The 26,334-nt window shown below is 57.2% G+C and carries 23 protein-coding genes; 8 read left to right on the top strand and 15 right to left on the bottom strand.

Features of this window, described 5'->3' with window-relative positions:
• The first annotated feature begins 255 nt into the window (after positions 1–255).
• Complete coding sequence (prlC, locus tag GBC03_03190; protein ID QFS69284.1) at positions 256–2,298, top strand: oligopeptidase A; 2,043 nt, start codon at positions 256–258, stop codon at positions 2,296–2,298.
• Between the two features lie 134 nt (positions 2,299–2,432).
• Positions 2,433–3,191 (top strand): 16S rRNA (guanine(1516)-N(2))-methyltransferase RsmJ, encoded by a 759-nt coding sequence (gene rsmJ, locus GBC03_03185; GenBank protein QFS69283.1) that lies wholly within the window; start codon positions 2,433–2,435, stop codon positions 3,189–3,191.
• A 113-nt stretch (positions 3,192–3,304) separates the two neighbouring features.
• Here the strand turns inward: rsmJ and GBC03_03180 are convergent, their stop codons facing one another.
• Positions 3,305–4,507 carry an NAD(P)/FAD-dependent oxidoreductase gene (locus tag GBC03_03180; GenBank protein ID QFS69282.1) on the bottom strand — a complete coding sequence of 401 codons (1,203 nt, stop codon included), beginning with the start codon at positions 4,505–4,507 and terminating at the stop codon, positions 3,305–3,307.
• A gap of 232 nt (positions 4,508–4,739) precedes the next feature.
• Between GBC03_03180 and GBC03_03175 the strand changes: the two genes are divergently transcribed.
• A complete protein-coding gene (locus tag GBC03_03175) occupies positions 4,740–5,243 on the top strand; it encodes an Rrf2 family transcriptional regulator (protein ID QFS69281.1) in 504 nt (167 codons plus the stop codon).
• 88 nt (positions 5,244–5,331) lie between these two features.
• On the opposite strand, the gene dtpB is transcribed toward GBC03_03175, so the two are convergent.
• Positions 5,332–6,810, bottom strand: a complete 1,479-nt coding sequence (gene dtpB, locus GBC03_03170; GenBank protein ID QFS69280.1) for a dipeptide/tripeptide permease DtpB — start codon at positions 6,808–6,810, stop codon at positions 5,332–5,334.
• 264 nt (positions 6,811–7,074) lie between these two features.
• Entirely contained in the window at positions 7,075–7,509 is a 435-nt protein-coding gene (gene uspA, locus GBC03_03165) for a universal stress protein UspA (protein QFS69279.1), read from the bottom strand.
• Between the two features lie 398 nt (positions 7,510–7,907).
• On the opposite strand from uspA, the gene uspB reads away from it, so the two are divergent.
• Positions 7,908–8,243: a universal stress protein UspB gene (uspB, locus tag GBC03_03160; protein QFS69278.1), complete on the top strand. Its 336-nt coding sequence runs from the start codon at positions 7,908–7,910 to the stop codon at positions 8,241–8,243.
• Between the two features lie 62 nt (positions 8,244–8,305).
• Here the strand turns inward: uspB and pitA are convergent, their stop codons facing one another.
• Positions 8,306–9,805 carry an inorganic phosphate transporter PitA gene (gene pitA, locus GBC03_03155; protein ID QFS69277.1) on the bottom strand — a complete coding sequence of 500 codons (1,500 nt, stop codon included), beginning with the start codon at positions 9,803–9,805 and terminating at the stop codon, positions 8,306–8,308.
• A gap of 230 nt (positions 9,806–10,035) precedes the next feature.
• On the opposite strand from pitA, the gene GBC03_03150 reads away from it, so the two are divergent.
• The 4 genes from GBC03_03150 to GBC03_03135 all read left to right on the top strand — a co-directional run bounded on the left by GBC03_03150 (position 10,036) and on the right by GBC03_03135 (position 16,477).
• On the top strand, positions 10,036–11,229 hold the full coding sequence (locus GBC03_03150) for an aminoacetone oxidase family FAD-binding enzyme (GenBank protein ID QFS69276.1): 1,194 nt from the start codon (positions 10,036–10,038) through the stop codon (positions 11,227–11,229).
• Positions 11,230–11,550: 321 nt separating this feature from the next.
• Positions 11,551–12,618 (top strand): HlyD family efflux transporter periplasmic adaptor subunit, encoded by a 1,068-nt coding sequence (locus tag GBC03_03145; GenBank protein QFS69275.1) that lies wholly within the window; start codon positions 11,551–11,553, stop codon positions 12,616–12,618.
• Complete coding sequence (locus tag GBC03_03140; GenBank protein QFS69274.1) at positions 12,615–15,353, top strand: ribosome-associated ATPase/putative transporter RbbA; 2,739 nt, start codon at positions 12,615–12,617, stop codon at positions 15,351–15,353. The genes GBC03_03145 and GBC03_03140 overlap by 4 nt, the downstream gene beginning before the upstream one ends.
• Entirely contained in the window at positions 15,353–16,477 is a 1,125-nt protein-coding gene (locus tag GBC03_03135; protein QFS69273.1) for an ABC transporter permease subunit, read from the top strand. The genes GBC03_03140 and GBC03_03135 overlap by 1 nt, the downstream gene beginning before the upstream one ends.
• 214 nt (positions 16,478–16,691) lie before the next feature.
• Here the strand turns inward: GBC03_03135 and nikR are convergent, their stop codons facing one another.
• The 11 genes from nikR to GBC03_03080 all read right to left on the bottom strand — a co-directional run bounded on the left by nikR (position 16,692) and on the right by GBC03_03080 (position 26,334).
• On the bottom strand, positions 16,692–17,093 hold the full coding sequence (gene nikR / locus GBC03_03130) for a nickel-responsive transcriptional regulator NikR (GenBank protein ID QFS69272.1): 402 nt from the start codon (positions 17,091–17,093) through the stop codon (positions 16,692–16,694).
• Positions 17,094–17,105: 12 nt separating this feature from the next.
• Positions 17,106–17,906, bottom strand: coding sequence for a nickel import ATP-binding protein NikE (gene nikE / locus GBC03_03125; GenBank protein ID QFS69271.1), 801 nt, complete (start codon positions 17,904–17,906; stop codon positions 17,106–17,108).
• Positions 17,903–18,667, bottom strand: coding sequence for a nickel import ATP-binding protein NikD (gene nikD, locus GBC03_03120; protein ID QFS69270.1), 765 nt, complete (start codon positions 18,665–18,667; stop codon positions 17,903–17,905). Before nikD ends, nikE begins: the two co-directional genes overlap by 4 nt.
• The gene (nikC, locus tag GBC03_03115) at positions 18,667–19,500 is read right to left on the bottom strand and encodes a nickel ABC transporter permease subunit NikC (GenBank protein ID QFS69269.1); all 834 of its coding nucleotides are present in this window, start codon (positions 19,498–19,500) and stop codon (positions 18,667–18,669) included. Before nikC ends, nikD begins: the two co-directional genes overlap by 1 nt.
• Entirely contained in the window at positions 19,497–20,441 is a 945-nt protein-coding gene (gene nikB, locus GBC03_03110; protein QFS69268.1) for a nickel ABC transporter permease subunit NikB, read from the bottom strand. The genes nikC and nikB overlap by 4 nt, the downstream gene beginning before the upstream one ends.
• Positions 20,441–22,015, bottom strand: a complete 1,575-nt coding sequence (gene nikA / locus GBC03_03105) for a nickel ABC transporter, nickel/metallophore periplasmic binding protein (GenBank protein QFS69267.1) — start codon at positions 22,013–22,015, stop codon at positions 20,441–20,443. Before nikA ends, nikB begins: the two co-directional genes overlap by 1 nt.
• 136 nt (positions 22,016–22,151) lie before the next feature.
• Positions 22,152–22,736, bottom strand: coding sequence for a 4'-phosphopantetheinyl transferase AcpT (gene acpT, locus GBC03_03100; protein QFS69266.1), 585 nt, complete (start codon positions 22,734–22,736; stop codon positions 22,152–22,154).
• Between the two features lies 1 nt (position 22,737).
• A complete protein-coding gene (locus GBC03_03095; GenBank protein QFS69265.1) occupies positions 22,738–23,967 on the bottom strand; it encodes a beta-ketoacyl-ACP synthase in 1,230 nt (409 codons plus the stop codon).
• The gene (gene fabG, locus GBC03_03090; GenBank protein QFS69264.1) at positions 23,964–24,695 is read right to left on the bottom strand and encodes a 3-oxoacyl-ACP reductase FabG; all 732 of its coding nucleotides are present in this window, start codon (positions 24,693–24,695) and stop codon (positions 23,964–23,966) included. The genes GBC03_03095 and fabG overlap by 4 nt, the downstream gene beginning before the upstream one ends.
• Entirely contained in the window at positions 24,692–25,168 is a 477-nt protein-coding gene (locus tag GBC03_03085) for a 3-hydroxy-fatty acyl-ACP dehydratase (GenBank protein QFS69263.1), read from the bottom strand. The genes fabG and GBC03_03085 overlap by 4 nt, the downstream gene beginning before the upstream one ends.
• The gene (locus GBC03_03080) at positions 25,165–26,334 is read right to left on the bottom strand and encodes a beta-ketoacyl-ACP synthase (GenBank protein QFS69262.1); all 1,170 of its coding nucleotides are present in this window, start codon (positions 26,332–26,334) and stop codon (positions 25,165–25,167) included. Before GBC03_03080 ends, GBC03_03085 begins: the two co-directional genes overlap by 4 nt.

Below are 26,334 nucleotides of genomic sequence, written 5' to 3'. Positions count from 1 at the left end.
TCACGCTTTCGGGCGAAAAAAAGCATATCGCCACAGTATACAGAAAAGTCACCGCTGCCGCGAAAGCGCAACGCCTGGCATTGAAATTCACTACACTTAACCCCATGCTACATACATTACATGGCGGATGGCGACGCTAACGCATCTTATCCGACTTACGGGTCCCTGCCTTTGTAGGTCGGGTAAGGCGCAGCCGCCACCCGACAACAACGCGCATACGCGTTTGTTTCCCCCTTTTTAACCAGGACTGTGCATATGACGAATCCATTACTGACTCCCTTCGAACTGCCGCCGTTTTCCGCGATCAAGCCTGAGCATGTCGTTCCCGCCGTCACCAAAGCGCTGAACGACTGCCGTGAGAATGTGGAACGTGTGGTCGCGCAGGGCGCACCGTATTCCTGGGAAAACCTTTGCCAACCGCTTGCGGAAGTCGATGACGTCCTGGGGCGTATTTTTTCTCCGGTCAGCCATCTGAATTCAGTGAAAAACAGCCCGGAACTGCGCGAAGCCTATGAGCAAACCCTGCCGCTGTTGTCGGAATACAGCACCTGGGTTGGTCAGCATGAAGGTCTGTATAAGGCGTACCGCGACCTGCGTGATGGCGACCATTACGCCACACTCAATACCGCGCAGAAAAAAGCCGTTGATAATGCGCTGCGTGATTTTGAACTCTCCGGGATTGGCCTGCCGAAAGAAAAACAGCAGCGTTACGGAGAGATCGCCACCCGCCTGTCTGAGCTTGGCAACCTGTACAGCAACAACGTGCTCGACGCCACCATGGGCTGGACGAAGCTGATTACTGACGAAGCAGAGCTAGCCGGGATGCCGGAAAGCGCGCTGGCGGCGGCGAAAGCGCAGGCTGAAGCGAAAGAGCAGGAAGGGTATCTGCTGACGCTGGATATCCCGAGCTATCTGCCGGTGATGACCTACTGCGACAATCCGGCATTGCGTGAGGAGATGTACCGCGCCTATGTGACCCGCGCCTCCGATCAGGGGCCGAACGCCGGTAAATGGGATAACAGCCCGGTGATGGAAGAGATCCTCACCCTGCGTCATGAACTGGCGCAACTGCTGGGCTTTGAAAGCTACGCCTTTAAATCGCTCGCCACTAAAATGGCGGAAAACCCGCAGCAGGTGCTGGGGTTCTTAACCGATCTGGCAAAACGCGCGCGTCCGCAGGGCGAGAAAGAGCTGGCGCAACTGCGTGCTTTCGCAAAAGCAGAGTTTGGCGTTGATGAGCTGAACCCGTGGGATATCGCGTACTACAGCGAAAAACAGAAACAGCACCTTTACAGCATCAGCGACGAACAGTTGCGTCCGTACTTCCCGGAAAACAAAGCGGTGAACGGCCTGTTTGAAGTGGTGAAGCGCATATACGGCATCACCGCGAAAGAGCGTCACGATGTGGATGTCTGGCATCCGGACGTGCGGTTCTTCGAACTGTATGACGAAAACAACGAACTGCGCGGCAGTTTCTATCTTGACCTGTACGCCCGTGAAAACAAACGCGGCGGGGCGTGGATGGACGACTGCGTCGGTCAGATGCGCAAAGCGGACGGTTCTCTGCAAAAACCGGTCGCCTACCTGACCTGTAACTTTAACCGCCCGGTCAACGGCAAACCGGCGCTGTTTACCCATGACGAAGTGATCACCCTGTTCCACGAGTTTGGTCACGGCCTGCACCACATGTTGACCCGTATCGAAACCGCAGGGGTTTCCGGGATCAACGGCGTGCCGTGGGATGCGGTCGAACTGCCGAGCCAGTTTATGGAAAACTGGTGCTGGGAGCCGGACGCGCTGGCGTTTATCTCCGGTCATTACGAGACAGGCGAACCGCTGCCGAAAGAACTGCTGGATAAAATGCTGGCGGCGAAGAACTACCAGGCGGCGCTGTTCATCCTGCGTCAGCTGGAGTTCGGTCTGTTTGACTTCCGTCTGCATGCGGAATTTGACCCGCAGCAAGGGGCAAAAATCCTTGAAACGCTGGCGGAGATTAAAAAACAGGTCGCCGTGGTGCCGGGACCGTCATGGGGCCGCTTCCCGCATGCCTTCAGCCATATTTTCGCCGGCGGCTACGCGGCGGGATATTACAGCTATTTGTGGGCTGACGTGCTGGCTGCGGATGCCTTCTCCCGCTTCGAAGACGAGGGGATTTTCAACCGCGATACCGGTCAGTCGTTCCTCGACAATATCCTGACGCGCGGCGGCTCCGAAGAACCCATGGAGCTGTTCAAACGCTTCCGTGGCCGCGAACCGCAGCTCGACGCAATGCTTGAGCATTACGGAATCAAAGGTTAATTTACCCGTCATACTTCAAGCCGCCTCTTCGGCAACTGCACTCATTCACCCTGGTCGCGTACTGTTTGTACGCTCCCAGGGATTTATTCCCTTGTTGCCTCGATGCAACTCGAATTATTTAGGGTAAAGCGGAAGTGAAAATCTGCTTAATTGATGAAACGGGCGCCGGAGACGGCGCCTTATCTGTTCTGGCTGCCCGCTGGGGGCTGGAACACGATGAAGACAATCTGATGGCGCTAGTGCTGACTGCGGAACATCTGGAGTTGCGTAAACGTGATGAACCGAAGCTCGGCGGCATTTTCGTCGATTTTGTCGGCGGGGCGATGGCGCACCGGCGCAAATTTGGCGGCGGTCGCGGCGAGGCGGTCGCCAAAGCGGTCGGTATCAAAGGCGATTATTTGCCGGATGTGGTGGATGCCACGGCAGGGCTGGGACGTGATGCCTTTGTCCTTGCCTGCGTCGGTTGTCATGTGCGGATGCTGGAACGTAACCCGGTAGTGGCGGCGTTGCTCGACGACGGACTGGCGCGCGGCTATGCCGATGCGGAAATTGGCCCGTGGTTGCAGGCGCGTTTGCAGTTGATTCATGCTTCCAGCCTGACGGCGCTGACCGATATCACACCGCGTCCGCAGGTGGTTTATCTCGATCCGATGTTTCCCCATAAGCAGAAAAGCGCGCTGGTGAAGAAAGAGATGCGGGTATTTCAGTCGCTGGTGGGACCGGATCTGGACGCTGACGGCCTGCTCGAACCTGCGCGTCAACTCGCGACTAAACGCGTGGTGGTGAAACGTCCGGACTATGCGCCGCCGCTGGCGGATGTCGCCACGCCGAATGCGGTGGTGACCAAAGGGCACCGGTTTGATATTTATGCCGGCACGCCTTTGGCGGATTAACAGATTGCCTGATGGCGCTGCGCTTATCAGGCCTACGACTTAGCGTAGTTTGTCTTTTGTCTTTTGTCTTTTGTAGGCCGGATAAGGCGTGAGCCGCCATCCGGCAATACGGATTACACAAACGGTGCCAGAGGATCGGCAATCTCAAACGCGACGGCTTTATCGGCCTTCGGCGGGTAGATAAGCTCACGAGTAATCGACAGCTTCAGTTTCTTGGCCTCGGCACGCGTCAGTTTTACCTGCTGATCCCATCCTTCGGTATAGACCGCTCCCCAGGCCCCCAAATCCAGACAGGTGACGTAGTTTTCCTGACGATACGGCAGGGGGGCGACGTCCAGCAGGCTGGCTGCGGCATTGTTCCCGGCAAATTTACCCAACAGGATCGCATGCTGGCAGGTCATTAATGCGTGATTGCCCTTATCGTCAGTGGCGGCGTAAGCCACATCGCCGGTGGCATAAATATCGTCATAACCCACCACTTGCAGGTTAGCGTTGACGTGCAGACGACCCTGACGGTCGCGCGGGGCATCAATTTGTGTCGTCAGATCGTTAGCCTGGACACCCACGGTCCAGATGACGGTCTGTGAAGCGATAGTTCGTCCGTCCTTCAGCGTAACGCCAGAGGCATTCACGCTTTCCACGTCGGCGTTTACCTGCCATTCCACACCCAGTTCAGCCGAGGCTTCGACAATGACGTTACGCAATGCGTTGCTGTAGCGTGAACCTGGCTGGGGGCCGCGTTCTACTACGACTACTCTGGTCTTAGCTTCAGCACCAAAAATGTCGCGCAGACGGCCCGGCAGCTCCAGCGCCATTTCAATGCCGGTAAAACCGCCCCCGCAGACGACCACGGTATTACGCGCTTCACTCTCGGGTTGGCTTGCCAGACTCTGCAAATGCTTTTCAAGTACAGCGGCACTTTCCAGCTGATCCAAATCGAAGGCGTGGGCTTGCGCACCGGCCACCTGCGAGCGGTTTACGTGACTGCCACTGGCGAGGACTAAGCGGTCATAGCGCTGCAAACGCGTTTCACCGCTGGCATCCGTACAGCTCACTTCTTTTGATGCGGGAAGGATCTGGCTGACCGTCCCACGCAGAAAGTTAACGCCGGTGACATCGAACAGCGGCTGGAGCGGGGCAACGAGTGTTTCAACCGCATTTTCATAAAAACGCGGACGAACGCGCAGCTCGGGCTGCGGAGCAATGACGGTGATATCAATGTTTGGGTTGGCCTCTTTCTCAAGCAGCCGGGCCGCGCTAAGCGCTGCCCACATCCCTGAGAAACCTGCACCGACGATCAGAATCTGTTTACGCATGATGGTTTTATCCGGTAGTCATGATGGTTAATTTACTCGGATTTTATTTGTCGTAGTTAAAAGATGCAATGTGATTTCATTCTTCACGGGGAGGTAGTGGCGTAAAATGCATTTATCATATTGAAAATTAATGAATTAAATATTTTCTCTCAATGAGTTTCTTCTTCTCATCTGGAATGATGATGATGAAAAAGCTACAATAACTCAGAATTATTTTGGCTGAGATAAGAGCATGGCATTCTACAGTTCCGGGGTTGAGTACGGCATTCATAGCCTGATGTGTATGGTGGATAGCAAAGGGGACGCCCGCGATATGAGCGTGCGCGAAATTGCCGATCTGCAAAGCGTGCCCTACGACTATCTGGCCAAAATATTTACCCGTTTGTCGAAGGCGGGACTGGTGCGTAGCATCGAGGGTAAAGGCGGCGGTTTTCAGCTTGCCAGACCTGCCGAGCACATTACGGTGCTGGATGTGGTTAACGCTATCGACGGTGACAAGCGCATCTTTGAATGTCGGGAGATTCGCCAGCGACTCGCGGTCTTTGAGGAACAACCGCCCGCGTGGGCCTGTGAAGGGATCTGCGGCGTACGCTCGGTGATGGATATGGCGCAGCAGCGTATGGAAGAGGCATTAGGACAGCATACGATTCTGGACCTGGCGCGCAAAATGTATCGCAAAGCACCCGAGACCTTTGTGGTCGAAGTACAGGAATGGATCAACGTACGCAAAGGATGAACGAAATCAGGCCGGATAGGGCGTTTACGCTACCATCCGGCACCGGTTTGACTGCCCGATAGCGTAACGCCATCGGGCCTGCGAAGGGTTATGATGATTGATGGCTATCCGGCGTATTAATCATCCGGTTCAGCCACGGCACCATCAGCGCCATCACAACCGTGACCGCCAGCGTCACTAATCCGATTTTACTGAACACGCCGGTATAGACAGGCAGTGTCTGCAACGGGTCGGTGATGTTCTCCGGTACGGCGGTAAAGGTGGCGACATAGCCCCCCAGCAGAAACGCGGCGGCCTGCGTCAGGAACCACATCCCGAGGATAAAGCCCATCAGATGCTGCGGCACCAGCGCCGCCACCATTGCCAGTCCCAACGCGCTAATCAGCAGCTCGCCCAGACTCTGGAACAGATAGACCAGCACGATAAACCACGGCGACGTAAGCCCCTGCGCATCGGCAAACCACATCCCTGCGGCGGCGGCGGTCAGAAAGCCCAGCGAGCACAGGAACATCCCGAGGGTAAACTTCATCGGCATCGTCAGGTCTTTACCTTTGCTGCCCAGACGCGTGTAGATAGCCGCCAGCACCGGACTGGCAACCACCACCCAGAACGGGTTGAGCGCCTGGAAACTCACCGGGTTAAGGGTGAAACCGAGGATCTCATGGTGAACGTTGTTGATGGCAAAGAAGTTCAGCGAAGTGGGCATCTGCGCATACAGAATGTAAAACAGTACGGCTTCAAGCATCAGGATAAACGCCACAAACATCTTGTTGCGACCGGTTTTATCCAGTTTGAAGGCCTGGCGGAAGAAGATAATCGTCACCACAAGCGACAACACAATCAGCACCAGGTTGGCGATTTTCACGTTGTGCATCAGCCAGGCGCAGAGGAAGACCATCGCCACGGTGCCAATCAGGACGTACAACAGATTGCGGAAGCTCATCGGCAGATGGTCTGGCTCGGAACCGATATCTTTCACCATACCGCGGCAGGCGAAATAGACCAGCAGCGCGACAATCAGTCCCGCCCCGCACAGGTTGTAGGTGACGGCGTAGCCAAACTTATCCGCGATCACCGGCGCCAGCGACAGCGACAGCAGCGAACCGATGTTAATCGACATGTAGAACAGGGTGAAGGCGCCATCCAGACGCGGATCTTTTGGCGGATAGCATTTGGAGAGCAGGCTTGCCGGGTTCGCCTTAAACAGGCCGTTGCCGACGGCAATCGTCCCAAGAGCGATAAAAATGAGGTCCGGTTTGAGCAACGACATTCCCGTCATAAAGTAGCCGAGTGCCAGTACAACAGCGCCCAGCACCAGCGTCCGTTTGGTGCCGAGCAGGTGGTCGCCAACGTAACCCCCAATTGAGATCAGACCGTACACCAGTGCGGCAAAGGCGCCGAAGGTGATAAACGCCTGTTCCTGCGAGAATCCGAGTTGCTTAACAAAGAAAACCGCCAGGATACCCTGAACGCCGTAATAGCCAAATCGTTCCCATAACTCGACAAAAAAGATCATGAAGAACGGGCGGGGTTGCTGCAGCAAACCCGTAGGTGCAGATGTATTCATATTGCTTCGCCTTTCAATGCCATCCCGAAAAGTATGAACGCGTAATACAAAACGCGCCGAAAAAGTCTGACTCTGTTATAGACTGCGGCTATTAGCCGGTGGTGTAGAGTATTATACAGATTGATTTCGTTCTAATCAGTTGATCACACTAATTATGATTAATGAGGTGGAAGGTTGTACTGATCGTTTTCGGGAATGACAGAAACAAAAACGCCCGCAAAGGCGGGCGCTCTGACATGGCCGGGGAATCCGGCTGGACGTGTTTTACTCTTCTTCGTCGCGCAGTGGAACAATCAGCATGTCGACGTGAACGGTGTTGATCAACTGACGTGCGGAGGACATCAGTTTGCTCCAGAAGTCCTGGTGGTGACCACAAACAACCAGGTCCATGTCGTATTTCTTGATAGCGTCTACCAGCACCTGACCCAGATCGCCGCTGCCGCTCAGGGTTTCGGTGATCGGATAGCCTGCGTTAGTGGACAGTTCGGTCAGCGCGTGGTGGGTTTCTTCAGAAATGCGTTTTTGCATATCGCCCAGATTGACGTCAATCAGGCCGGTATAAAGGTCAGAGTAGTTTACATCAACGTGGATCAGGGAAACCTTTGCGTTGTACGGACGTGCCATAGAGACCGCTTTTTCGACCAGAACTTTGCTTTCCGGTGAAAGATCAACCGCGATGAGAATGTGTTTGTAAGCCATAGTATTACTCCTTCCATAAAGTTGTCGATGACCAGCCAGCTAGCGATTTTTCTACCTTTTCATCACTCGCGTCCTGCGAACTGTGCGGTATGTCTACGCGGGGCTAGCTCAGCCGCGATGGATTGTAGAGACTATCCTTACATTATAGCGACCTGGATAATCCGTCAATCCGCCTTGCTTACCAGATAGTTAAACAAAAAATTTAGATAATTGCATTGATAGTGATTAACCTTCTGGCAAAAAAATTAACTGATCTCCTACACTATTTAGAGAGCCGCTCAGATGATAAGCTCAAAATGAGCGGTTTTTAGTCGTACTTTTTCATTGACTGTCTGGCAGGTTTCGGGGAGCGGTAGTCCCGGAGCGGAGCTCCGTGGGCGGGTCGCCGGGGAGGTCGTATGATAAGCACCGTTGCATTATTCTGGGCGTTATGTGTTGTTTGCATTGTGAATATGGCGCGCTATTTCTCGTCTTTACGCGCGCTGCTCGTGGTACTTCGTGGTTGCGATCCTTTGCTCTATCAATATGTAGATGGGGGCGGCTTTTTCACCTCGCACGGCCAACCCAATAAGCAGGTACGCCTGGTGTGGTATATCTACGCCCAGCGCTACCGCGATCATCATGATGATGAATTCATCCGCCGTTGTGAGCGGGTACGTCGTCAGTTCATTTTGACCAGCGCGCTGTGCGGGCTCGTGGTGATCAGTCTTATTGCTTTGATGATTTGGCACTGAGCATAAAAAAGCGGGCCAGTTTCCTGACCCGCTTGCTTCGGTAACTTCTTTTCTCTTCTCGCTTAGATAAGCTTCAGCGAGATCCAGTACAGTGTACCGGACAGCAGGATCGCGGCGGGTAATGTGAACACCCACGCCATCAGAATGCTGGTCACCGTTTTACGTTGCAGACCCCCACCGTCGACAACCATCGTCCCCGCCACGGAGGAGGAGAGAACGTGGGTGGTGGATACCGGCATCCCGGTGTAGCTGGCGAGACCAATAGAGACGGCTGCTGTCATCTGTGCAGACATTCCCTGAGCATAGGTCATGCCTTTCTTACCAATCTTCTCACCGATGGTGGTTGCCACACGGCGCCAGCCGATCATGGTACCAATACCCAGCGCCAGCGCGACCGCCATAATTATCCAGATAGGCGCATACTCAATGGTGCTCAGCATATCGGTTTTCAGTTTCTTCAGCAGACGCTGGTCGTCAGCGCTCACGCCCGGCAGCTTCGTTACTTTATCGGTCGTATCGGAGATGCACAGCATGATGCGACGCAGTTGGCCGCGCTGCTCAACGCTCAGCTTGTCATAGCTTTCCACGTTGTTCGACAACATCGCCTTCGCGCGATCCAGCGCGTTAATGGTGTTTGCCGGATGGCAGTGGAATTCCGTCGGCTGCGTTGCGGCCGGTTCCGGAGACGGAATCAGCTGATCGACGCCCGTCACTTTCTTCAGCAGATCGGGATGCTGCTGGAAGTAGATTTCGACGTTATTGATGGCATCACGGGTACGGGTGATTTCGTAACCCGAAGCGTTCATGTTCACCACGAAGCCTGCCGGTGCCACACCAATCAGAACCAGCATAACCAGACCAATGCCTTTCTGACCGTCGTTCGCACCATGCGAGAAGGCGACGCCGATAGCCGAGAGAATCAGGGCAATACGGGTCCAGAACGGCGGCTTTTTCTTACCGTCTTTCTTTTCACGTTCAGCTGGGGTGAGGTGAATACGGGCGCGTTTTTTGGTTCCGCTCCAGTAGCGACGCAGAATGAAAATCAGGCCGCCTGCGACCACCAGACCAACGATGGGCGAGACGATCAGCGAGGCAAAAATGCCCATGACTTTCGGGATATTGAGTGCGTCCACCACTGAGGTGCCGGTCATCAGCGCATTGGTTAAACCGATGCCGATAATCGCGCCAATCAGCGTGTGAGAGCTGGATGCGGGTAAACCAAAGTACCAGGTACCCAGGTTCCAGATGATGGCGGCGAGCAGCATGGAGAACACCATCGCAAGTCCATGCGAAGATCCCATGTTGAGCAGGAGATCGGTCGGTAACATATGCACGATGGCATAGGCTACGCTGAGACCGCCCAGCAGCACACCAAAGAAGTTGAACACGGCAGCCATGACCACCGCAAGCTGCGAGCGCATCGCACGGGTGTAGATCACGGTTGCAACTGCGTTGGCTGTATCATGGAAGCCGTTAATTGCTTCGTAGAACAGCACAAAAGCCAGAGCAAGCAATAATAAAAGCCCGGTATGTAAATCCAGGCCAGCAAACAAATGTAGCATAGGACGTTACGCCATCTTGAGGACATGAACGCGGCGCATTATCAGTGACTTTAGCGGCGCGGGCAAAGTGAAATATAGACTTTTTTTGATTTAACGTCTGAATACAATAGTGCCTATAAAGAATTATCTTATATATTTCATGCAAATACTTCTTCCTGAGGATTTTCTCGCTGGTGCGACCACTGAGATAACTTTACAATTCACGCCCTGAATTCAGAGAGGAACGTAAAGTGGAAAGGTTTGATGCCATTATTATAGGCGCTGGCGCGGCAGGTATGTTCTGTGCAGCACAGGCAGGACAGGCTGGCAGTCGGGTGCTGCTCATTGATAATGGTAAGAAGCCTGGCCGTAAGATCCTCATGTCCGGTGGGGGTCGCTGCAACTTTACGAACCTTTATGTTGAGCCGGCGGCCTATTTGAGTCAGAACCCGCATTTTTGCAAGTCTGCGCTGGCGCGATATACCCAGTGGGATTTTATCGATCTCGTCGGTAAGCACGGTATCGCCTGGCATGAAAAAACGCTCGGGCAGCTTTTTTGCGATGATTCCGCCCAGCAAATCGTCGATATGCTGGTGGCGGAATGCGAAAAAGGCAATGTGACCCTGCGCTTACGTTGTGAAGTTCTGAGCGTTGCGCAGGATGATGACGGTTTTACGCTGGAGCTGAACGGGGCCACCGTCGGCGCGAAAAAGCTGGTGATTGCTTCCGGCGGGCTGTCGATGCCGGGTCTGGGCGCGACGCCGTTTGGCTATAAAATTGCCGAGCAGTTTGGCCTGAAGGTTCTGCCCACCCGCGCCGGGCTGGTGCCGTTTACCCTGCACAAGCCGCTGCTGGAGCAGCTTCAGGTGCTCTCTGGCGTTTCCGTCCCGTCGGTTATCACCGCGCAGGACGGCACCGTCTTTCGCGAAAATCTGCTGTTTACCCATCGTGGCCTTTCAGGCCCGGCGGTTTTACAGATTTCCAGCTTCTGGCAGCCTGGCGAATTTGTCAGCATCAATTTACTGCCGGATGTCAGCCTGAATGATGTTCTTGACGAACAGCGTAGCGCTCATCCGAATCAAAGCCTGAAGAACACGCTGGCGATGCTGCTGCCGAAGCGTCTGGTGGAGTGCCTGCAACAGCTCGGTCAGATCCCTGATGTCTCGCTTAAACAGCTCAACGTTCGTGACCAGCAGACGCTGATTGACACATTGACCGACTGGCGGGTACAGCCGAACGGCACCGAAGGGTATCGCACGGCGGAAGTGACGCTCGGTGGGGTAGACACCCACGAACTGTCGTCACGGACCATGGAAGCGCGCAAGGTACCGGGTCTCTACTTTATTGGCGAAGTGATGGACGTCACCGGCTGGCTGGGGGGGTACAACTTCCAGTGGGCGTGGTCCAGCGCCTGGGCATGTGCGCAGGATTTGGCTGGGGCGTGAATTATTCACCTCGTATATCATTACAAACCATAAGCGAATAGACATCATCCATAATGATGCTAGTATTTTATTGATACTAGCTATGAGTATGCGTGTTTCATTTACGGCCAGGAACGCTGATGATGACAACATTACTACCCGATTTTCGCACCTCTCTGTCATTCACTTTCCTTCACGGCGAGCGTCGTTATGACGCCTGTACGCCGCCTGGTCACCCTCACTTTTTCCTTCTTATCCCGGAGGGAAGATACCGCTGAACGCCCGTTCAGTGGGGTTTTGTGACACGCATTGTTTGATAACAGGGATTATGGCGGGTCGATTATGGACAACATTAAGCGTCATCTGACGTGGTGGGTTTTGGGCGTATTGGTGGTGGTTGCTGCCGGTGTGTGGTGGGTACTACGGCCCGCAGGCGTACCGGAAGGTTTTGCTGCCAGCAACGGTAGGATCGAGGCGACGGAAGTCGATATCGCGACCAAAATCGCCGGGCGTATTGATGCCATTCTGGTGAACGAAGGGCAGTTTGTTCGCCAGGGCGAGGTGTTGGCGAAGATGGATACCCGCGTGTTGCAGGAGCAACGGCTGGAAGCCATTGCGCAAATCAAAGAGGCCGAAAGCGCCGTGGCGGCTGCGCGGGCGCTGCTCGAACAGCGCCAGAGCGAAACCCGCGCCGCTCAGTCGGTGGTGAAACAGCGCGAAGCCGAACTGGATTCCGTCTCCAAACGTCACGTCCGTTCCCGCTCGCTCTCCCAGCGTGGCGCGGTATCGGCGCAACAACTGGATGACGATCGCGCCGCCGCCGAAAGCGCGCGCGCGGCACTGGAATCGGCAAAGGCGCAGGTCAGTGCGACGAAAGCGGCAATTGAAGCCGCGCGCACCAGCATTATTCAGGCACAAACCCGTGTCGACGCGGCACAGGCGACCGAACGACGAATTGTCGCGGACATCGAAGACAGCGAGCTTAAAGCTCCGCGTGATGGCCGGGTTCAGTACCGCGTGGCAGAACCCGGTGAAGTGCTGGCCGCGGGCGGTCGGGTGCTGAATATGGTCGATCTCAGCGATGTCTACATGACGTTCTTTCTGCCTACCGAACAGGCGGGTCTGCTGAAGATTGGCGGCGAAGCGCGTCTGGTGCTTGATGCCGCGCCGGATCTGCGCATTCCTGCCACCATCAGTTTCGTCGCCAGCGTCGCGCAGTTCACGCCGAAAACCGTCGAAACCAGCGATGAGCGTCTGAAGCTGATGTTTCGCGTCAAGGCGCGCATTCCTCCGGAATTACTCCAGCAGCATCTGGAATATGTCAAAACCGGATTGCCAGGTATGGCGTGGGTGCGGCTGAACGAACAGACTCCCTGGCCTGATTCGCTGGCGGTGAGGTTGCCGCAATGACCCCTCTGGCGCGGGTTCCCGTTCCTCCCGTGGTGCACCTTGACGGCGTGAGTCAGCATTACGGGACCACGGTGGCGCTGAATAACATCACGCTGGATATCCCCGCTCGCTGCATGGTGGGCTTGATCGGTCCCGACGGCGTGGGAAAATCAAGCCTGCTGTCGCTTATCTCCGGCGCAAGGGTGATTGAGCAAGGCAACGTCATGGTTCTGGGCGGCGATATGCGCGATCCGAAGCACCGCCGTGACGTCTGTCCGCGCATTGCCTGGATGCCGCAGGGGTTGGGGAAAAACCTTTACCACACGCTGTCGGTATACGAAAACGTCGATTTCTTCGCTCGCCTGTTTGGGCATGACAAAGCCGAGCGCGAAGCGCGGATTACGGAACTACTGAACAGCACGGGCCTGGCTCCGTTTCGCGATCGTCCGGCGGGGAAACTCTCGGGCGGTATGAAACAAAAGCTGGGGCTGTGCTGTGCGTTGATCCATGACCCGGAGTTATTGATTCTGGATGAACCGACCACCGGCGTCGATCCCCTGTCCCGTGCCCAGTTCTGGGATCTGATCGACAGCATCCGCCAGCGGCAAACCAACATGAGCGTGCTGGTGGCGACGGCGTATATGGAAGAGGCCGAGCGCTTCGACTGGCTGGTGGCGATGAACGCGGGTGAGGTACTGGCAACCGGCAGCGCGCAGGAACTCCGCGATAAAACCGCCAGTGAGACGCTGGAGCAGGCGTTTATCGGCCTGTTACCAGAGGCGCAGCGCCAGGCGTATCAGCCGGTGGTGATTCCGCCGTATCACGCGGAACAGGAAGCGATCGCCATTGAGGCGAAAGACCTGACCATGCGCTTCGGTAATTTCGTCGCTGTCGATCACGTCAACTTTCGCATACCGCGTGGGGAGATCTTTGGCTTCCTCGGTTCCAACGGCTGCGGTAAATCGACCACCATGAAGATGCTGACCGGACTGTTACCTGCCAGTGAAGGCGAGGCCTGGCTGTTTGGTCAACCGGTCGACCCGAAAGATATCGATACCCGTCGCCGGGTGGGCTACATGTCGCAGGCGTTTTCGCTGTACAGCGAACTGACGGTTCGACAGAACCTGGAACTCCACGCGCGACTGTTTCACATCCCGGAAGCGGAGATTCCTCAGCGCGTTCAGGAGATGAGCGAACGTTTTATGCTGGCGGAGGTTGAGGATACGTCACCCGAGTCGCTCCCGCTCGGTATTCGCCAGCGACTGTCGCTGGCGGTGGCGGTGATCCATCGCCCGGAAATGCTGATCCTCGACGAACCGACTTCCGGCGTCGACCCGGTGGCCAGGGATATGTTCTGGCAACTGATGGTCGATTTGTCGCGCCGGGACAAAGTCACCATTTTCATCTCCACCCACTTTATGAACGAAGCCGAGCGCTGCGACCGTATGTCGCTGATGCACGCCGGAAAAGTGCTTGCCAGCGGTACGCCGCAGGAACTGGTGGAACGGCGTGGGGCCGCCAACCTGGAAGCGGCGTTTATCTCCTGGTTACAGGAGGCGGCGGGTGCAGCGCCGGAAGCCCAGGTACCGGTGGAAACAAAACATAAAGAGGTCACGCCGCCGCGTCAGGGATTCAGCCTGCGGCGACTGTTCAGCTACAGCCGTCGCGAAGCGCTGGAACTGCGTCGTGACCCGGTGCGTTCAACGCTGGCACTGCTGGGAACGGTGATTCTGATGCTGATTATGGGCTACGGCATCAGCATGGACGTCGAAAATCTGCGCTTTGCCGTACTCGATCGCGATCAAACCGTCAGCAGCCAGGCATGGTCATTAAATCTGGCGGGCTCACGTTACTTCATTGAACAGCCGCCGCTAATCAGCTATGACGATCTTGACCGGCGGATGCGTTCCGGCGAGGTGGCGGTAGCCATCGAAATCCCGCCTAACTTTGGCCGCGATATTGCGCGCGGGACGCCGGTGGAGATTGGTGTCTGGGTGGATGGCGCCATGCCCAGCCGCGCTGAGACGGTGAAAGGCTACGTGCAGGCGATGCACCAGAGTTGGCTACAGGATGTGGCGAGCCGCCAGCCGACGCCGGTGGGGCAGAGCGGACTCATGACTATTGAAACCCGCTATCGCTATAACCCGGATGTGAAGAGCCTGCCGGCGATTGTTCCGGCGGTGATCCCGCTGCTGTTGATGATGATTCCGTCGATGCTGAGTGCGTTGAGCGTGGTACGGGAAAAAGAGCTGGGATCGATCATTAACCTGTACGTGACGCCTACCACCCGCAGCGAGTTCTTGCTCGGTAAACAGTTGCCGTATATCGCGCTGGGGATGCTCAATTTCCTGCTGCTCTGCGCCCTGTCGGTGTTTGTTTTTGGCGTGCCGCACAAAGGCAGTTTCCTCACGCTCAGTCTGGCGGCGCTGCTGTATGTCATCATCGCCACCGGGATAGGGCTGCTGATCTCCACGTTTATGAAGAGTCAGATTGCGGCGATTTTTGGCACCTCCATCATCACCCTGATTCCGGCGACGCAGTTCTCCGGGATGATCGATCCGGTGGCCTCGCTGGAAGGGCCGGGGCGGTGGATCGGCGAGATCTACCCCACCAGCCATTTCCTGACGATCGCCCGGGGGACTTTCTCGAAAGCATTGGATCTCACCGATCTCTGGCCGCTGTTTGTGCCGCTGCTGGTAGCCATTCCGGTGGTGATGGGGCTGAGCGTGCTGTTGCTGAAAAAACAGGAGGGGTGATGCGCCGATTACGCAATATTTATAATTTAGGCATCAAGGAGTTGCGTAGCCTGCTGGGCGATAAGGCGATGCTGACGCTGATCGTGTTTGCTTTTACCGTCTCAGTGTATTCCTCCGCTACCGTGCTGCCGGGGTCGCTGCATCTCGCGCCAATTGCCATTGCCGATATGGACCAGTCGCAGCTCTCGAATCGTATCGTCAACAGCTTCTACCGCCCGTGGTTTTTACCGCCGGAGATGATCACCGCTGACGAAATGGACGCCGGGCTGGATGCAGGCCGCTATACCTTTGCAGTCAACATTCCGCCCAACTTTCAGCGGGACGTGCTGGCCGGAAGGCAGCCGGATATTCAGGTGAACGTTGACGCCACGCGCATGAGTCAGGCGTTCACCGGCAACAGTTACATCCAGAATATCATCAACGGCGAAGTGAACAGTTTTGTCGCCCGCTATCGGGATAACAGCGAGCCGCTGGTTTCGCTGGAGACCCGAATGCGCTTTAACCCGAACCTCGATCCGGCATGGTTTGGCGGGGTGATGGCGATCATCAATAACATCACCATGCTGGCGATTGTGCTGACCGGATCGGCGCTGATCCGCGAGCGTGAGCACGGCACGGTGGAACACCTGCTGGTGATGCCGGTAACGCCGTTTGAGATCATGATGGCGAAGGTCTGGTCGATGGGGCTGGTGGTGCTGGTGGTCTCGGGGTTGTCGCTAATGCTGATGGTGAAAGGCGTGCTCGGCGTGCCGATTGAAGGGTCTATTCCGCTGTTCATGCTGGGTGTGGCACTGAGCCTGTTCGCCACCACCTCGATCGGCATTTTTATGGGTACGCTGGCGCGCTCTATGCCACAACTGGGGCTGCTGATGATTCTGGTGCTGCTGCCGCTGCAAATGCTTTCCGGCGGCTCCACGCCGCGCGAAAGCATGCCGCAGGCGGTGCAGGACATCATGCTGACCATGCCAACCACGCACTTTGTCAGTCTCGCCCAGGCGATACTCTATCGCGGTGCCGGGTTCAGCATCGTCTGGCCGCAGTTTCTGACGTTACTCGCCATCGGCAGCGCATTCTTCCTGATAGCGCTACTGCGTTTTCGAAAGACGATTGGCACGATGGCGTAATGTTGAGGCTCGCAGCGAACGGTAGGCCTGATAAGCGTAGCGCCATCAGGCATAGTTTGCCGGATGGCGGCGATGTCTTATTTAGTCTACGGGAGTGCAAATCCAGGCCGGGCAAGCGAAGCGCCCCCGGCAAGACGGCTGCGCCTTATCCGGCCTACGGGAGCACAAAATGCAGGCCGGGCAAGCGAAGCGCCCCCGGCAGCATCGTTGACGGTTACTCTTCCTTCGGCAGGCACTGCAAATGGCCGTGGCGCACGCCGCGCTGGGCAATGACATCATCGGCAAAATGCTGAACATCGCCCATATCGCCTTTCAGGACGGCAATCTCCAGACAGTCGTCATGATTGATATGGACATGCAGTGTGGCAACCGACAAATCATGGTGATGGTGCTGGGTCGACACAATGCGGCTGGCTAAGTCACGCTTCTCATGTTCATACACATAGGAGAGCACCGCAAAACCCTGGGTGCCGTGCTCCTGGGTGGTTTCCTGCGCCAGCGCGCCGCGCAGAATGTCACGAATTGCTTCGGAGCGGTTGTTGTAACCACGACGCTGGCTCAGGCTGTCCAGCGTTTCCAGTAAATCGTCATCAAGCGTGATGGTGACTCGTTGCATCAGATATCAACCTTACGAAATGGCGCGACGGCGCACGGGGAATGCGGGGAGTACCGCCTTTTGTAGCACACGACCGGCCTCGGAGGAAAAGGTTAATGCCTCTCCTACGGTCCTGGTTTCAACGATCTGCCCGTCCTCCATCACCATTACGCGATGACAAAAACGCTCCACCAGCCGCAGATCGTGGGTGATAAACAGACAGGCAGTGCCAAACTGCTGCTGCAGTTTCTTGAGCAGACGGATGACCCCCGCCTGCAATACCAGATCGAGATTCGATACCGCTTCATCGAGAATCAACAGTTTCGGCTCCACCACCAGCGCGCGAGCCAGACAGACGCGCTGGAGCTGACCGCCGCTGAGCTGTGGCGGACGTTTATCCAGCAGGTTTTCATCCAGATCCACCGCGTGGAGCATCTCACGAACCCGCGCCAACTGCCCGGCTTTGGACAGCGAGAGTAAATGACGCATCGGCTCACGCAGGATCTCGCAGACGGTTTTACGCGGATTCACCGCGCTGATGGAATCCTGAAAGACCATCTGGATATCGCGGCGAAATGCTTTTTGTCTGGACCGGTTCAGTTTTGCCAGCGGTTCACCGCGCCAGTTCACGCTCCCCTGGCTGGGCGATTCCAGCCCGACCAGCAGACGTGCCAGCGTACTTTTCCCGCAGCCGCTGCGCCCCAACAGGGCAACAGTTTCGCCGCTTTTCAGGTTCAGGGAGATCTCTTTGAGTACCTGCTGATGCTGATGTTTTCCCCCCAGGCTGGCGTGGGCGTAGTGATGAGAGAGGTCAGTGACGCTGAGTAAAGTCATGAGGCTAACTCCATACCGTACAGGGCGAGATGCGCCGACACCAGACCGCGGGTGATGGCGTGTTTGGGGGCCCTGAACAGGGCTTCCACCTCGCCCTGTTCGACGATGTTTCCGTTATCCATCACCGCCACGTCGTCGGCCAGTCGTGCGACCACGCCCATGTCATGAGTCACTAGCAGCATACCCGGTGCGCGGTTCTGCATAATGTTCTCCAGCAGATCGAGGATGCGCGCCTGCGCCACCACATCCAGATCGGTGGTTGGCTCATCGGCGACGATAAACGGCGCATCGGACAGGACCGCCATCGCGATCATCATGCGTTGTAACATGCCGCCGCTCATCTCGAACGGATAGAGCTTCAGTACGCGCTCGGCGTGCTCCAGACCAACGGCTTCCAGTGCGCGGATAAGCGTGGTGTCATCTGCCGGTTTACCCAACGCCTGGCAGGTTTCCCGCGCGTGGGTCGCCATCGTATGCAGCGGATTAAACGCGCTGCGCGGGTTTTGCATAATGGTGGCGATGGTGAACCCGCGCAGGGAGCAAGGGGGCACCGGCTTACCGTCAGCAAGAAGCGTTCCGCTTGTCTGGCGAACGCCCGCGGGTAAAATCCCGAGCGCCGCCGCGCAGGTCAGCGATTTTCCGCTACCGCTGCCACCCACCAGCGCCAGCACGCGTCCGCGTTTGAGCGATAACGACACGCCGTGCACCAGCGGGCGATCGGCCTGTAAGGCAATGTTTTGCAGTTCAATTTGCTGTGGCATCAGTGGGCGTGCTCCGTGACAAGGTGAGGATCCAGGTGATCGCGCAGGGCATCACCCACCATGTTGAAGGCCATCACGGTGATAAACAGCGCCAGCCCCGGCCAGAACATTTGCAGCGGCTGGGTCCAGATATACTGGCGGGCGTCGTTAATCATCACCCCCCATTCCGCCGTGGGCGCCGTCACGCCAAGACCGAGAAAAGACATCCCGGCAACGTGCAGCATCATGTGACCAATATCCAGCGTGGCCAGCACCAGCAGCGAGGGGATCACCGCCCCGGCCAGATGATCGATAAACACCCGGATATGACCCGCGCCGGAAAGTCGCGAGGCGAGAACAAACTCGCGCTGGCGCAGGGAGATGACCAGGCTGCGCACCATCCGCGCATACCACGCCCAGTGCGACAGAGCGATGGCGATAATCACGTTGGTGAGTCCCGTACCTAACACGCCGACCATAAAGAACGACAGGATGGAGGTCGGGAAGGTCATAAACATATCGGCGACGCGCATAGTGGCCTGATCGACGCGTCCGCCCAACAGTCCGGCGCTACCGCCAACGATAAGCCCCAGCGCCAGCACCAGCAGCAGACAGGCCATCACTGAACCCAGCGACACGCGGGTCGCGGCCAGCAGGCGAGAGAAAATATCGCGTCCCAGATGATCGGTTCCCAGCCAGTGCTGGCTGTCCGGTGCCAGCAGACGCGACGGTAAATCGATCGCCTGCGGATCATACGGCAGCCACCACTGGCTGGTTAGCGCAATCACCGCCAGCAGGGCGATGACGACCATGGCCAGACGAACCGACCAGCGTGAAGAGAAGAAAAAGTTCACGAGTGCGCTCCTTCATGACGACGAATACGCGGGTCCAGCGCGGCGTTTAGCAGATCAACAATCAGGTTACAGACCACGAAAACCACCACCATCATCAGTGTAAAGCACTGAATCACCGGGTAGTCGCGGTTAAATATGGCCGAGACGGCATAGCGACCGACGCCCGGCCAGGCAAAGATGTTCTCGATAATCATCGTCCCGCCAATCAGTTCGCCGATGTGCATCCCGACTGCGGTCACCACCGGCAGCGAGGCGTTACGCAGAATATGACGGCGTTCGGTTTGTTTATCGTTCAGCCCGCGCAGGCGCGCCCAGGTGACGTGGCGCTGCCCGGAGACTTCCAGCATGCTGGCGCGCAACAGTCGCGCGTTAATCGCCAGAGACATGAAGGCTATCGACACCGCCGGTAAAATGAGGTGCTGCCAGTCGCCGTAGCCCATCGCGGGCAGCCACTGCAGCCAGACCGAAAAGAACATCACCAGCAGGAAGGCGAGCCAGAAGTTAGGCATCGACACGCCGAGAAAGGCTATCAGTCGCACGACGAAATCCGGCAGACGGTCGCGGTGACGCGCCGCCCAGATGCCGAGCGGTACAGAGGTCAGCAGGATCAGCACCAGCGCCGCGCCGGCCAGTTCCAGCGTCGCGGGCAGGAAGTTCAGCATGTCATCCAGCACCGGGCGCTGGGTGGCGAACGAAATACCAAAGTCCAGATGCAGCGCTTTCCATAGCCAGGTGCCGTACTGCACGACCAGCGGCTGATCGAGCCCCAGCATCACACGGGTTGAGGCCACCATTTCCGGCGTGGGCGGCAGATTCGACAGGCGCAGATAGTCGAGCGCCGGGTCGCCGGTGCCCAGGCGTAACATCAGGAAGATGATCACCGAGGCGGCGAAAATCATCGGAATCAGCAGCAGGATGCGCCGCAGGACATAACGCAACATCAGGGTTTCACCGGTTTAATCTGTTCAAACGGAATTTCAGAGGCGATAGGTGCGTACGGAATCGCGCCCAGTTCAGGTCTGGCGACCACCATCATCGAGACATAGCTGATGGGCAGATAGACCGCGTCGTTGTGCAGGCGGGTCAGAATGTCTTTATACAGCGCCTGACGCTGCGTTTCGTCGGTCGTTTCCAGCACTTCGCTAATCTCTTTATCAATCAGCGGTTTGTCGGTTAAACCCTGCTGTGCCTGGTAATCCGCATGGGACGGCACGCGCATCGAACTCATAAAGGCGTGCGGGTCATACGGCGCGCCCCAGGTGCGATTGAAGATCATGCCGAAGCGACCGTCGCGCTGGCGGGCGTAAATGCTGCTCTCTTCTTCGCCGATAAGCGCGACATCGACGCCAACCTGACGCATATCGGCCTGGATAATTTCCGCCATCGACTTACTTAGCGCATCGGTACCAATAAATGACAGCTCAATGCGCAGCGGCTGGCCGTTTTTCTCACGAATCTCTTTGCCTGCGGGTAGCCGCCAGCCGGCTTTTTCCAGCCGATCTTTCGCCTGTTGCGGGTCGTACTGACGTGGTTTCAGGCCAACGTTGGCATAAGGGACCGTCGGGGCGAACAGCGTATCGGCGACCTGCTGCGTGCCGTACAGCGCGTTGTCGATCAACGATTTCTTGTTCACTGCATAGTTTAGCGCTTCGCGCACCGCCAGCTCATTGGTCGGCGCTTTGGCTGAGTTGAGCGCCAGCATCACCGTTTCAATCGGCTGAGAAAGCTGGGTGCGGTAGTTCGGGTTCTGACTAAAACGGGCGAAGGTATCGAGCGGCAACAGTCCTTCGTTGCCGTACAGCAGATCGATATCGCCAGTTTCAAACGCCACGGCGCGGGTGGTGGGGTCCGGGATCACTTTGACGGTAATCTTTTGAATCTGCGGCTTTTCACCCCAGTAGCGATCGTTGCGGACCAGCACATCGTACTGATTGAGCTTTGACTCTTGCAGTACCCACGGACCGGTGCCAATGGGGGCTTTAATGCCGCGCATCGTTTCGTTGTCTTTAAATTGTGACGGCGCAATAAAGCGGAAAGGACGCGGCAGCGCCAGTTCCTGCAAAAAGGGGTAATAGGCGCTTTTCAGGGTGATTTGTAGCTGGTTTTTGTCGAGCGCGCTGACGTCGACAATCTGATTAACCAGTTCCAGCCAGGCGTGGCGCTGACGGTTGTCGAGCACCACGCGAAAGTTTTCCGCCGCGGCATGCGCGTCGAACGCTTCGCCGTTCGAGAAAGTCACATCATCACGCAGGGTGAAAGTCCAGGTCTTGCCATCTGCTGAGTGGGTCCAGCTTTTCGCCAGCCACGGAATGACCGACCCGTCCGCCTGATACTTCACCAGTGGTTCATAGACCATGCTCTGGGCGAACATCTGGTTAGGGGTATACAGATGGGGGTTAAGCGGCCCAACGTTGACCGGCCAGGCGGTAGTGATTTCATCAGTGGCAGCGGCGTGCGTGAGGAATGACGCACAGGCCAGCAGCGCAAAAAGTGTGCGGCGTAGTCTGGACAAAATGGTGATCCCGAATGATGTAGAGGTACGACTTAATGAGTATGACGATTCTAAGGAATCATCATACTTTTGACGTGTTCTGGATCAAGAGAAGGGCGGTCAAACGCGTGAATTATACGAAAATCGTATGTTTGCGATGTCAGACCGTTTCCAGCCACTGCACCGCGTCTGCGGTCAACGTAAAGGGCGTGGGGGTGCAGACGGCGAGGCTCAGGTTGTCGAACTGGCAATGGCTCAGCGAAAGCCCGGAGTCGAAGGTGCTGTCGACGCTGACGATTTGCCACGCGCTGCCGCCGCGCTGTTTCACGATCGCCTCTTTTTGCGTCCAGATACGCCAGAACGCGGCGAGTTGCCGATCCGGATGTTCCGCTTCCACTTCGGCATGTTCCCTGAGGCTGAAGACCGCATTTGCCAGCGAGCGCCAGTTGGCGCGCGGGCGGATCACTTCGAGATCGCAACCCACTTCGCCCTCGTCGCTCAGCAGCAGGGCGATGTCATCACCGCTGTGGCTCAGATTGAACCATAGCGACGTCTCCGGTGAAAAAGCGGGTTTCCCCTGTTCGCCGTAAACAATCTCCGGCAGCGGCGAGAGGGCATGGGAAAGCAGAACGCGACCCGCCAGCCAGCGCGCGCGTCGAGGACCCTTCGGCGCCAGATTGGATAGCGCAGACGGTAAGGGGCCTGCGCTGAGTGTCGAGACTTTTCCCAGTACGATCCGATACATGTCAGGACCAACGTTTGATGATGATGGACGTATTGATGCCGCCAAACGCAAAATTGTTGCTCTGTAAGAATTCACAATCAATCTTACGGGCTTCACCCATAATGTAATCCAGCGCGCCGCAGTTGGCGTCGGGCTGTTTTAAGTTTAGCGTAGGCGCAAACCAGCCTTCACGCATCATTTGTAAGCTCATCCAGGCTTCCAGCGCGCCACAGGCACCAAGGGTATGCCCAAAATAACTTTTCAGCGAGGAGATTGGCACATTATCGCCATAAATTGCGGCGGTTGCCTGACTTTCCGCAATATCGCCACGATCGGTTGCCGTACCGTGCGCGGAAATATAACCCATATCCAGCGCGCTTAACCCCGCCATTTTCAGCGACTGCTCCATGCAAATCTGCATGGTTTCCCGCTGTGGCTGGGTGATATGCGCGGCGTCGCAGTTGGTGGCAAAGCCGATGATTTCGCCGTAAATCGTCGCGCCGCGCGCTTTGGCGTGCTCAAGTTCTTCAAGGATCAGCGTCCCGGCGCCTTCGCCAATCACTAGCCCATCGCGCTGTTCATCGAACGGCGACGGCGTAGTTTTGGGGTGTTCGTTACGCTGGCTGGTGGCGAACAGGGTATCAAAGACCGCGGCTTCTGACGGACACAGTTCTTCCGCGCCGCCTGCCACCATCACGGTTTGATAACCGTGGCGAATCGCTTCCCATGCATAGCCAATGGCCTGGCTGCCGGACGTACAGGCGCTGGACGTTGGGATCACGCGCCCGCGCAGGCCGAAAAACAGTCCGGTGTTGACGGCGGTGGTGTGCGGCATCATCTGCACATAGGTGGTGCCGGTGATGTTATTGGTATGCTTTTCGGTCAGCATGGTGGCAAATTCGCTCACCGGACCGGTGCTGCCGGTGGATGAACCATACGCGATACCGGTCTCCCCGTTGGTGAGTACCTCATCGCCGAGCAGCCCTGCCTGTTCGAGCGCCAGTTCGGTGGCGCGGGTAGACATCAACGACACGCGACCCATCGCGCGAATACGCTTACGGGTGTAATGCTCCGGCAGCGTAAAGTCATCGATTGGCGCACCCAGCAGGGTATGCAGCCCGTCATAAACCTGCCATTCCGGCATTTTGCGCACGGCGTTTTCATAGGCCCGCAGTCTGGCGGAAACGTCCTGCCAGTTTTCCCCAAAGGCGGTGACGCCACCCATGCCCGTAATCACCACGCGACGCGTCATAACATCCCTCCATTGATGGAAATCACCTGACGGGTGACGTAGCCCGCCACGTCCGACATCAAATAGCTGGCAAGCCCGGCGACTTCGTCCGCCTGACCCATGCGTTTCATTGGGATCATCGCCATCGCTTCTTTCAGCGCAGCTTCTTCCATTTCGATCATGCCGGTGTCGATAAGCCCCGGCGCGATGCAGTTGACGGTAATTTTGCGTTTCGCGAGTTCCATCGCCAGCGCTTTAGTGGCACCGATAATCCCGGCTTTGGCGGCACTGTAGTTCACCTGCCCACGATTGCCCATCACGCCGGACACCGACGACAGGGTGATGACTCGACCGCCCTGACGCGCGCCGATCATCGGCATGATGCACGGCTGAATGACGTTATAAAAACTGTCGAGGTTGGTATGGATAACCGTGTCCCAGTCGCTGTCGCTCAGCGCCGGGAAGGCGGCATCGCGAGTCACGCCTGCATTGCTGACCACGCCGTACCACGCGCCATGTTCCTCGATATCCTGCTCCAGCACCTCGCGACACTGCTCGCGGTTCGCCACGTCAAAACTGAGCAGACGCCCTGCGCCACCGACGGCGAGAATGGCATCCAGCGTATCCTGCGCGCCCTGTACATCACGGTGATAGTGGACGCCGACCACAAAGCCGTCCGCAGCCAACTGGCGGGCGATAGCGCGACCGATCCCCTTGCTGGCGCCGGTAACCAAAACTGAACGACTCATGCGGACGCTCCTTGTTGAAATAGAGAGTGAAGTTCTTCTGCCGACGGCTGGAAGGTATTGACGCGGCCTGTCGCCAGCGTCTCCAGGTCGGCGGTAATTGCGCATTCAAAGCTGCCGAAACGTTCGTCCTGCATCAGCAACTTGACGGTAATCGTTAATGTTCGTCCTGCGGGCAGAACGCCTGCCGCGCAAATCAATTCGCGCGCGCCGAGCACCATCCCGAGCGAAATCGCCCCCTGACCCTGCTGGTGGCGGTGCCAGCCGGACCAGACGCCGACGGTCTGCGCCATCAGCTCCAGCGCGAACCAGCCGGGTAAATTCCCCTGCGGGTCAAGAAATGGTGCCAGAATACCGTCTCTCGTCACAGTGACGCGACAGACGGCGGTGTCTTCGCGCACGCTGACAACGTTGTCCAGCAGCAGCATGGGGGCGTCGTGCGGCAGGTATTCGCCGGGCGATAAATAGTGGCTCATGACATTCTCCCGAGCAGAATACTGGCGTTATTGCCGCCAAAGGCGAACGAATTTGACAAGATAAACGGGCGTTCAAGCGGTTGCGGTTGCTCGATGATGCCGCAGGGCGGCAGCGTCGGATCGCGCGGCGACAGGCTGAAATCCTGCGCTGGCAGCGGTAAATCACGCTGCAGAATCAACATGCTGAGCGCCGCTTCGGTGATCCCCGCCGCGCCCAGCGTGTGGCCGGTCAGGTGTTTGGTTGAGCTGCACGGGACACGCTCTCCAAACAGCGCGTTGACCACCTTTGATTCAATCTGGTCGTTAAGCGGCGTGGCGGTGCCATGCAGATTGATGTATCCCACCTGTTCAGGCGTGATACCCGCATCGTCCAGCGCCTGCTGGATGGCGCGAATGGCGCCTTCGCCTTCCGGATGCGGTGCAGAAATATGGTGCGCGTCGCTGGATTCTCCCATGCCGAGCAGCGCGATGGGCTGCGGCTCGCGGGTCAGCAGCATCAGCGCCGCGCCTTCGCCAATGGTAATACCGCTGCGGTCGCGACCAAATGGCAGACAGCGCGTGGGCGAGAGCGATTCCAGACTATGGAAGCCGTTGATCGGCATCCGACTCAGGGTATCTGCGCCGCCGACGATGGCGACGTCTGCCAGACCCGACTCAATCAAGCGGCGTCCGCTGATAATCGCGCGGGCGCTGGAGGAGCAGGCGGTGGAAAGGGTGAATGCCGGACCGTCCAGCCTTAGCCAGTGGCTGAGAAAGCGCGACGGGTCGCCCAGCTCCTGTTGCGGATACTGCCAGTGACGGCTCTCTTCACCGTTCAGCGTCAGATTAACGTGCCTGTCGCCTTCGTCCAGACCGGAAGTGCTGGTGCCGAGCACCACCGCAACGCGACTGTGACCATAGCGCGCAATGGCCTCATCAACCTGCGGTTGGATCTGCCCGAGCGAGGCCAGCAGCAGCTGATTGTTGCGCGAACGGTGGGCGCTAAAGTCGTCGGGAATGGCGGGCAGTTCGCCGTCCACGCCAGCGAGCACCGCGTGAGGATGCCCCTGTAACCAGCCGGCGCGCGGGCGCATACCGGGCGCCGCGCCGCGCGACAGGTTGGCGGCAATCTCATCGGTATCGTTGCCCAGCGCGTTAATCATGCCCACCGCAGAAATGTAAATCAT

It is taken from the genome of Citrobacter telavivensis (assembly GCA_009363175.1).
Lineage (GTDB): Bacteria > Pseudomonadota > Gammaproteobacteria > Enterobacterales > Enterobacteriaceae > Citrobacter_A > Citrobacter_A telavivensis.
Note: the sequence above shows the minus strand (reverse complement) of the source record. Positions and strands in the feature narration are given on the sequence as shown.

Excerpts from the sequence above, each read along its gene's own strand:
- prlC (QFS69284.1), top strand. The coding sequence starts at position 256 with ATGACGAATCCATTACTGACTCCCTTCGAACTGCCGCCGTTTTCCGCG.
- GBC03_03180 (QFS69282.1), bottom strand. The coding sequence starts at position 4,507 with ATGCGTAAACAGATTCTGATCGTCGGTGCAGGTTTCTCAGGGATGTGG.
- GBC03_03175 (QFS69281.1), top strand. The coding sequence starts at position 4,740 with ATGGCATTCTACAGTTCCGGGGTTGAGTACGGCATTCATAGCCTGATG.
- dtpB (QFS69280.1), bottom strand. The coding sequence starts at position 6,810 with ATGAATACATCTGCACCTACGGGTTTGCTGCAGCAACCCCGCCCGTTC.
- uspA (QFS69279.1), bottom strand. The coding sequence starts at position 7,509 with ATGGCTTACAAACACATTCTCATCGCGGTTGATCTTTCACCGGAAAGC.
- uspB (QFS69278.1), top strand. The coding sequence starts at position 7,908 with ATGATAAGCACCGTTGCATTATTCTGGGCGTTATGTGTTGTTTGCATT.
- pitA (QFS69277.1), bottom strand. The coding sequence starts at position 9,805 with ATGCTACATTTGTTTGCTGGCCTGGATTTACATACCGGGCTTTTATTA.
- GBC03_03145 (QFS69275.1), top strand. The coding sequence starts at position 11,551 with ATGGACAACATTAAGCGTCATCTGACGTGGTGGGTTTTGGGCGTATTG.
- GBC03_03140 (QFS69274.1), top strand. The coding sequence starts at position 12,615 with ATGACCCCTCTGGCGCGGGTTCCCGTTCCTCCCGTGGTGCACCTTGAC.
- GBC03_03135 (QFS69273.1), top strand. The coding sequence starts at position 15,353 with ATGCGCCGATTACGCAATATTTATAATTTAGGCATCAAGGAGTTGCGT.
- nikR (QFS69272.1), bottom strand. The coding sequence starts at position 17,093 with ATGCAACGAGTCACCATCACGCTTGATGACGATTTACTGGAAACGCTG.
- nikE (QFS69271.1), bottom strand. The coding sequence starts at position 17,906 with ATGACTTTACTCAGCGTCACTGACCTCTCTCATCACTACGCCCACGCC.
- nikD (QFS69270.1), bottom strand. The coding sequence starts at position 18,667 with ATGCCACAGCAAATTGAACTGCAAAACATTGCCTTACAGGCCGATCGC.
- nikB (QFS69268.1), bottom strand. The coding sequence starts at position 20,441 with ATGTTGCGTTATGTCCTGCGGCGCATCCTGCTGCTGATTCCGATGATT.
- acpT (QFS69266.1), bottom strand. The coding sequence starts at position 22,736 with ATGTATCGGATCGTACTGGGAAAAGTCTCGACACTCAGCGCAGGCCCC.
- GBC03_03095 (QFS69265.1), bottom strand. The coding sequence starts at position 23,967 with ATGACGCGTCGCGTGGTGATTACGGGCATGGGTGGCGTCACCGCCTTT.
- fabG (QFS69264.1), bottom strand. The coding sequence starts at position 24,695 with ATGAGTCGTTCAGTTTTGGTTACCGGCGCCAGCAAGGGGATCGGTCGC.
- GBC03_03085 (QFS69263.1), bottom strand. The coding sequence starts at position 25,168 with ATGAGCCACTATTTATCGCCCGGCGAATACCTGCCGCACGACGCCCCC.
- GBC03_03080 (QFS69262.1), bottom strand. The coding sequence starts at position 26,334 with ATGATTTACATTTCTGCGGTGGGCATGATTAACGCGCTGGGCAACGAT.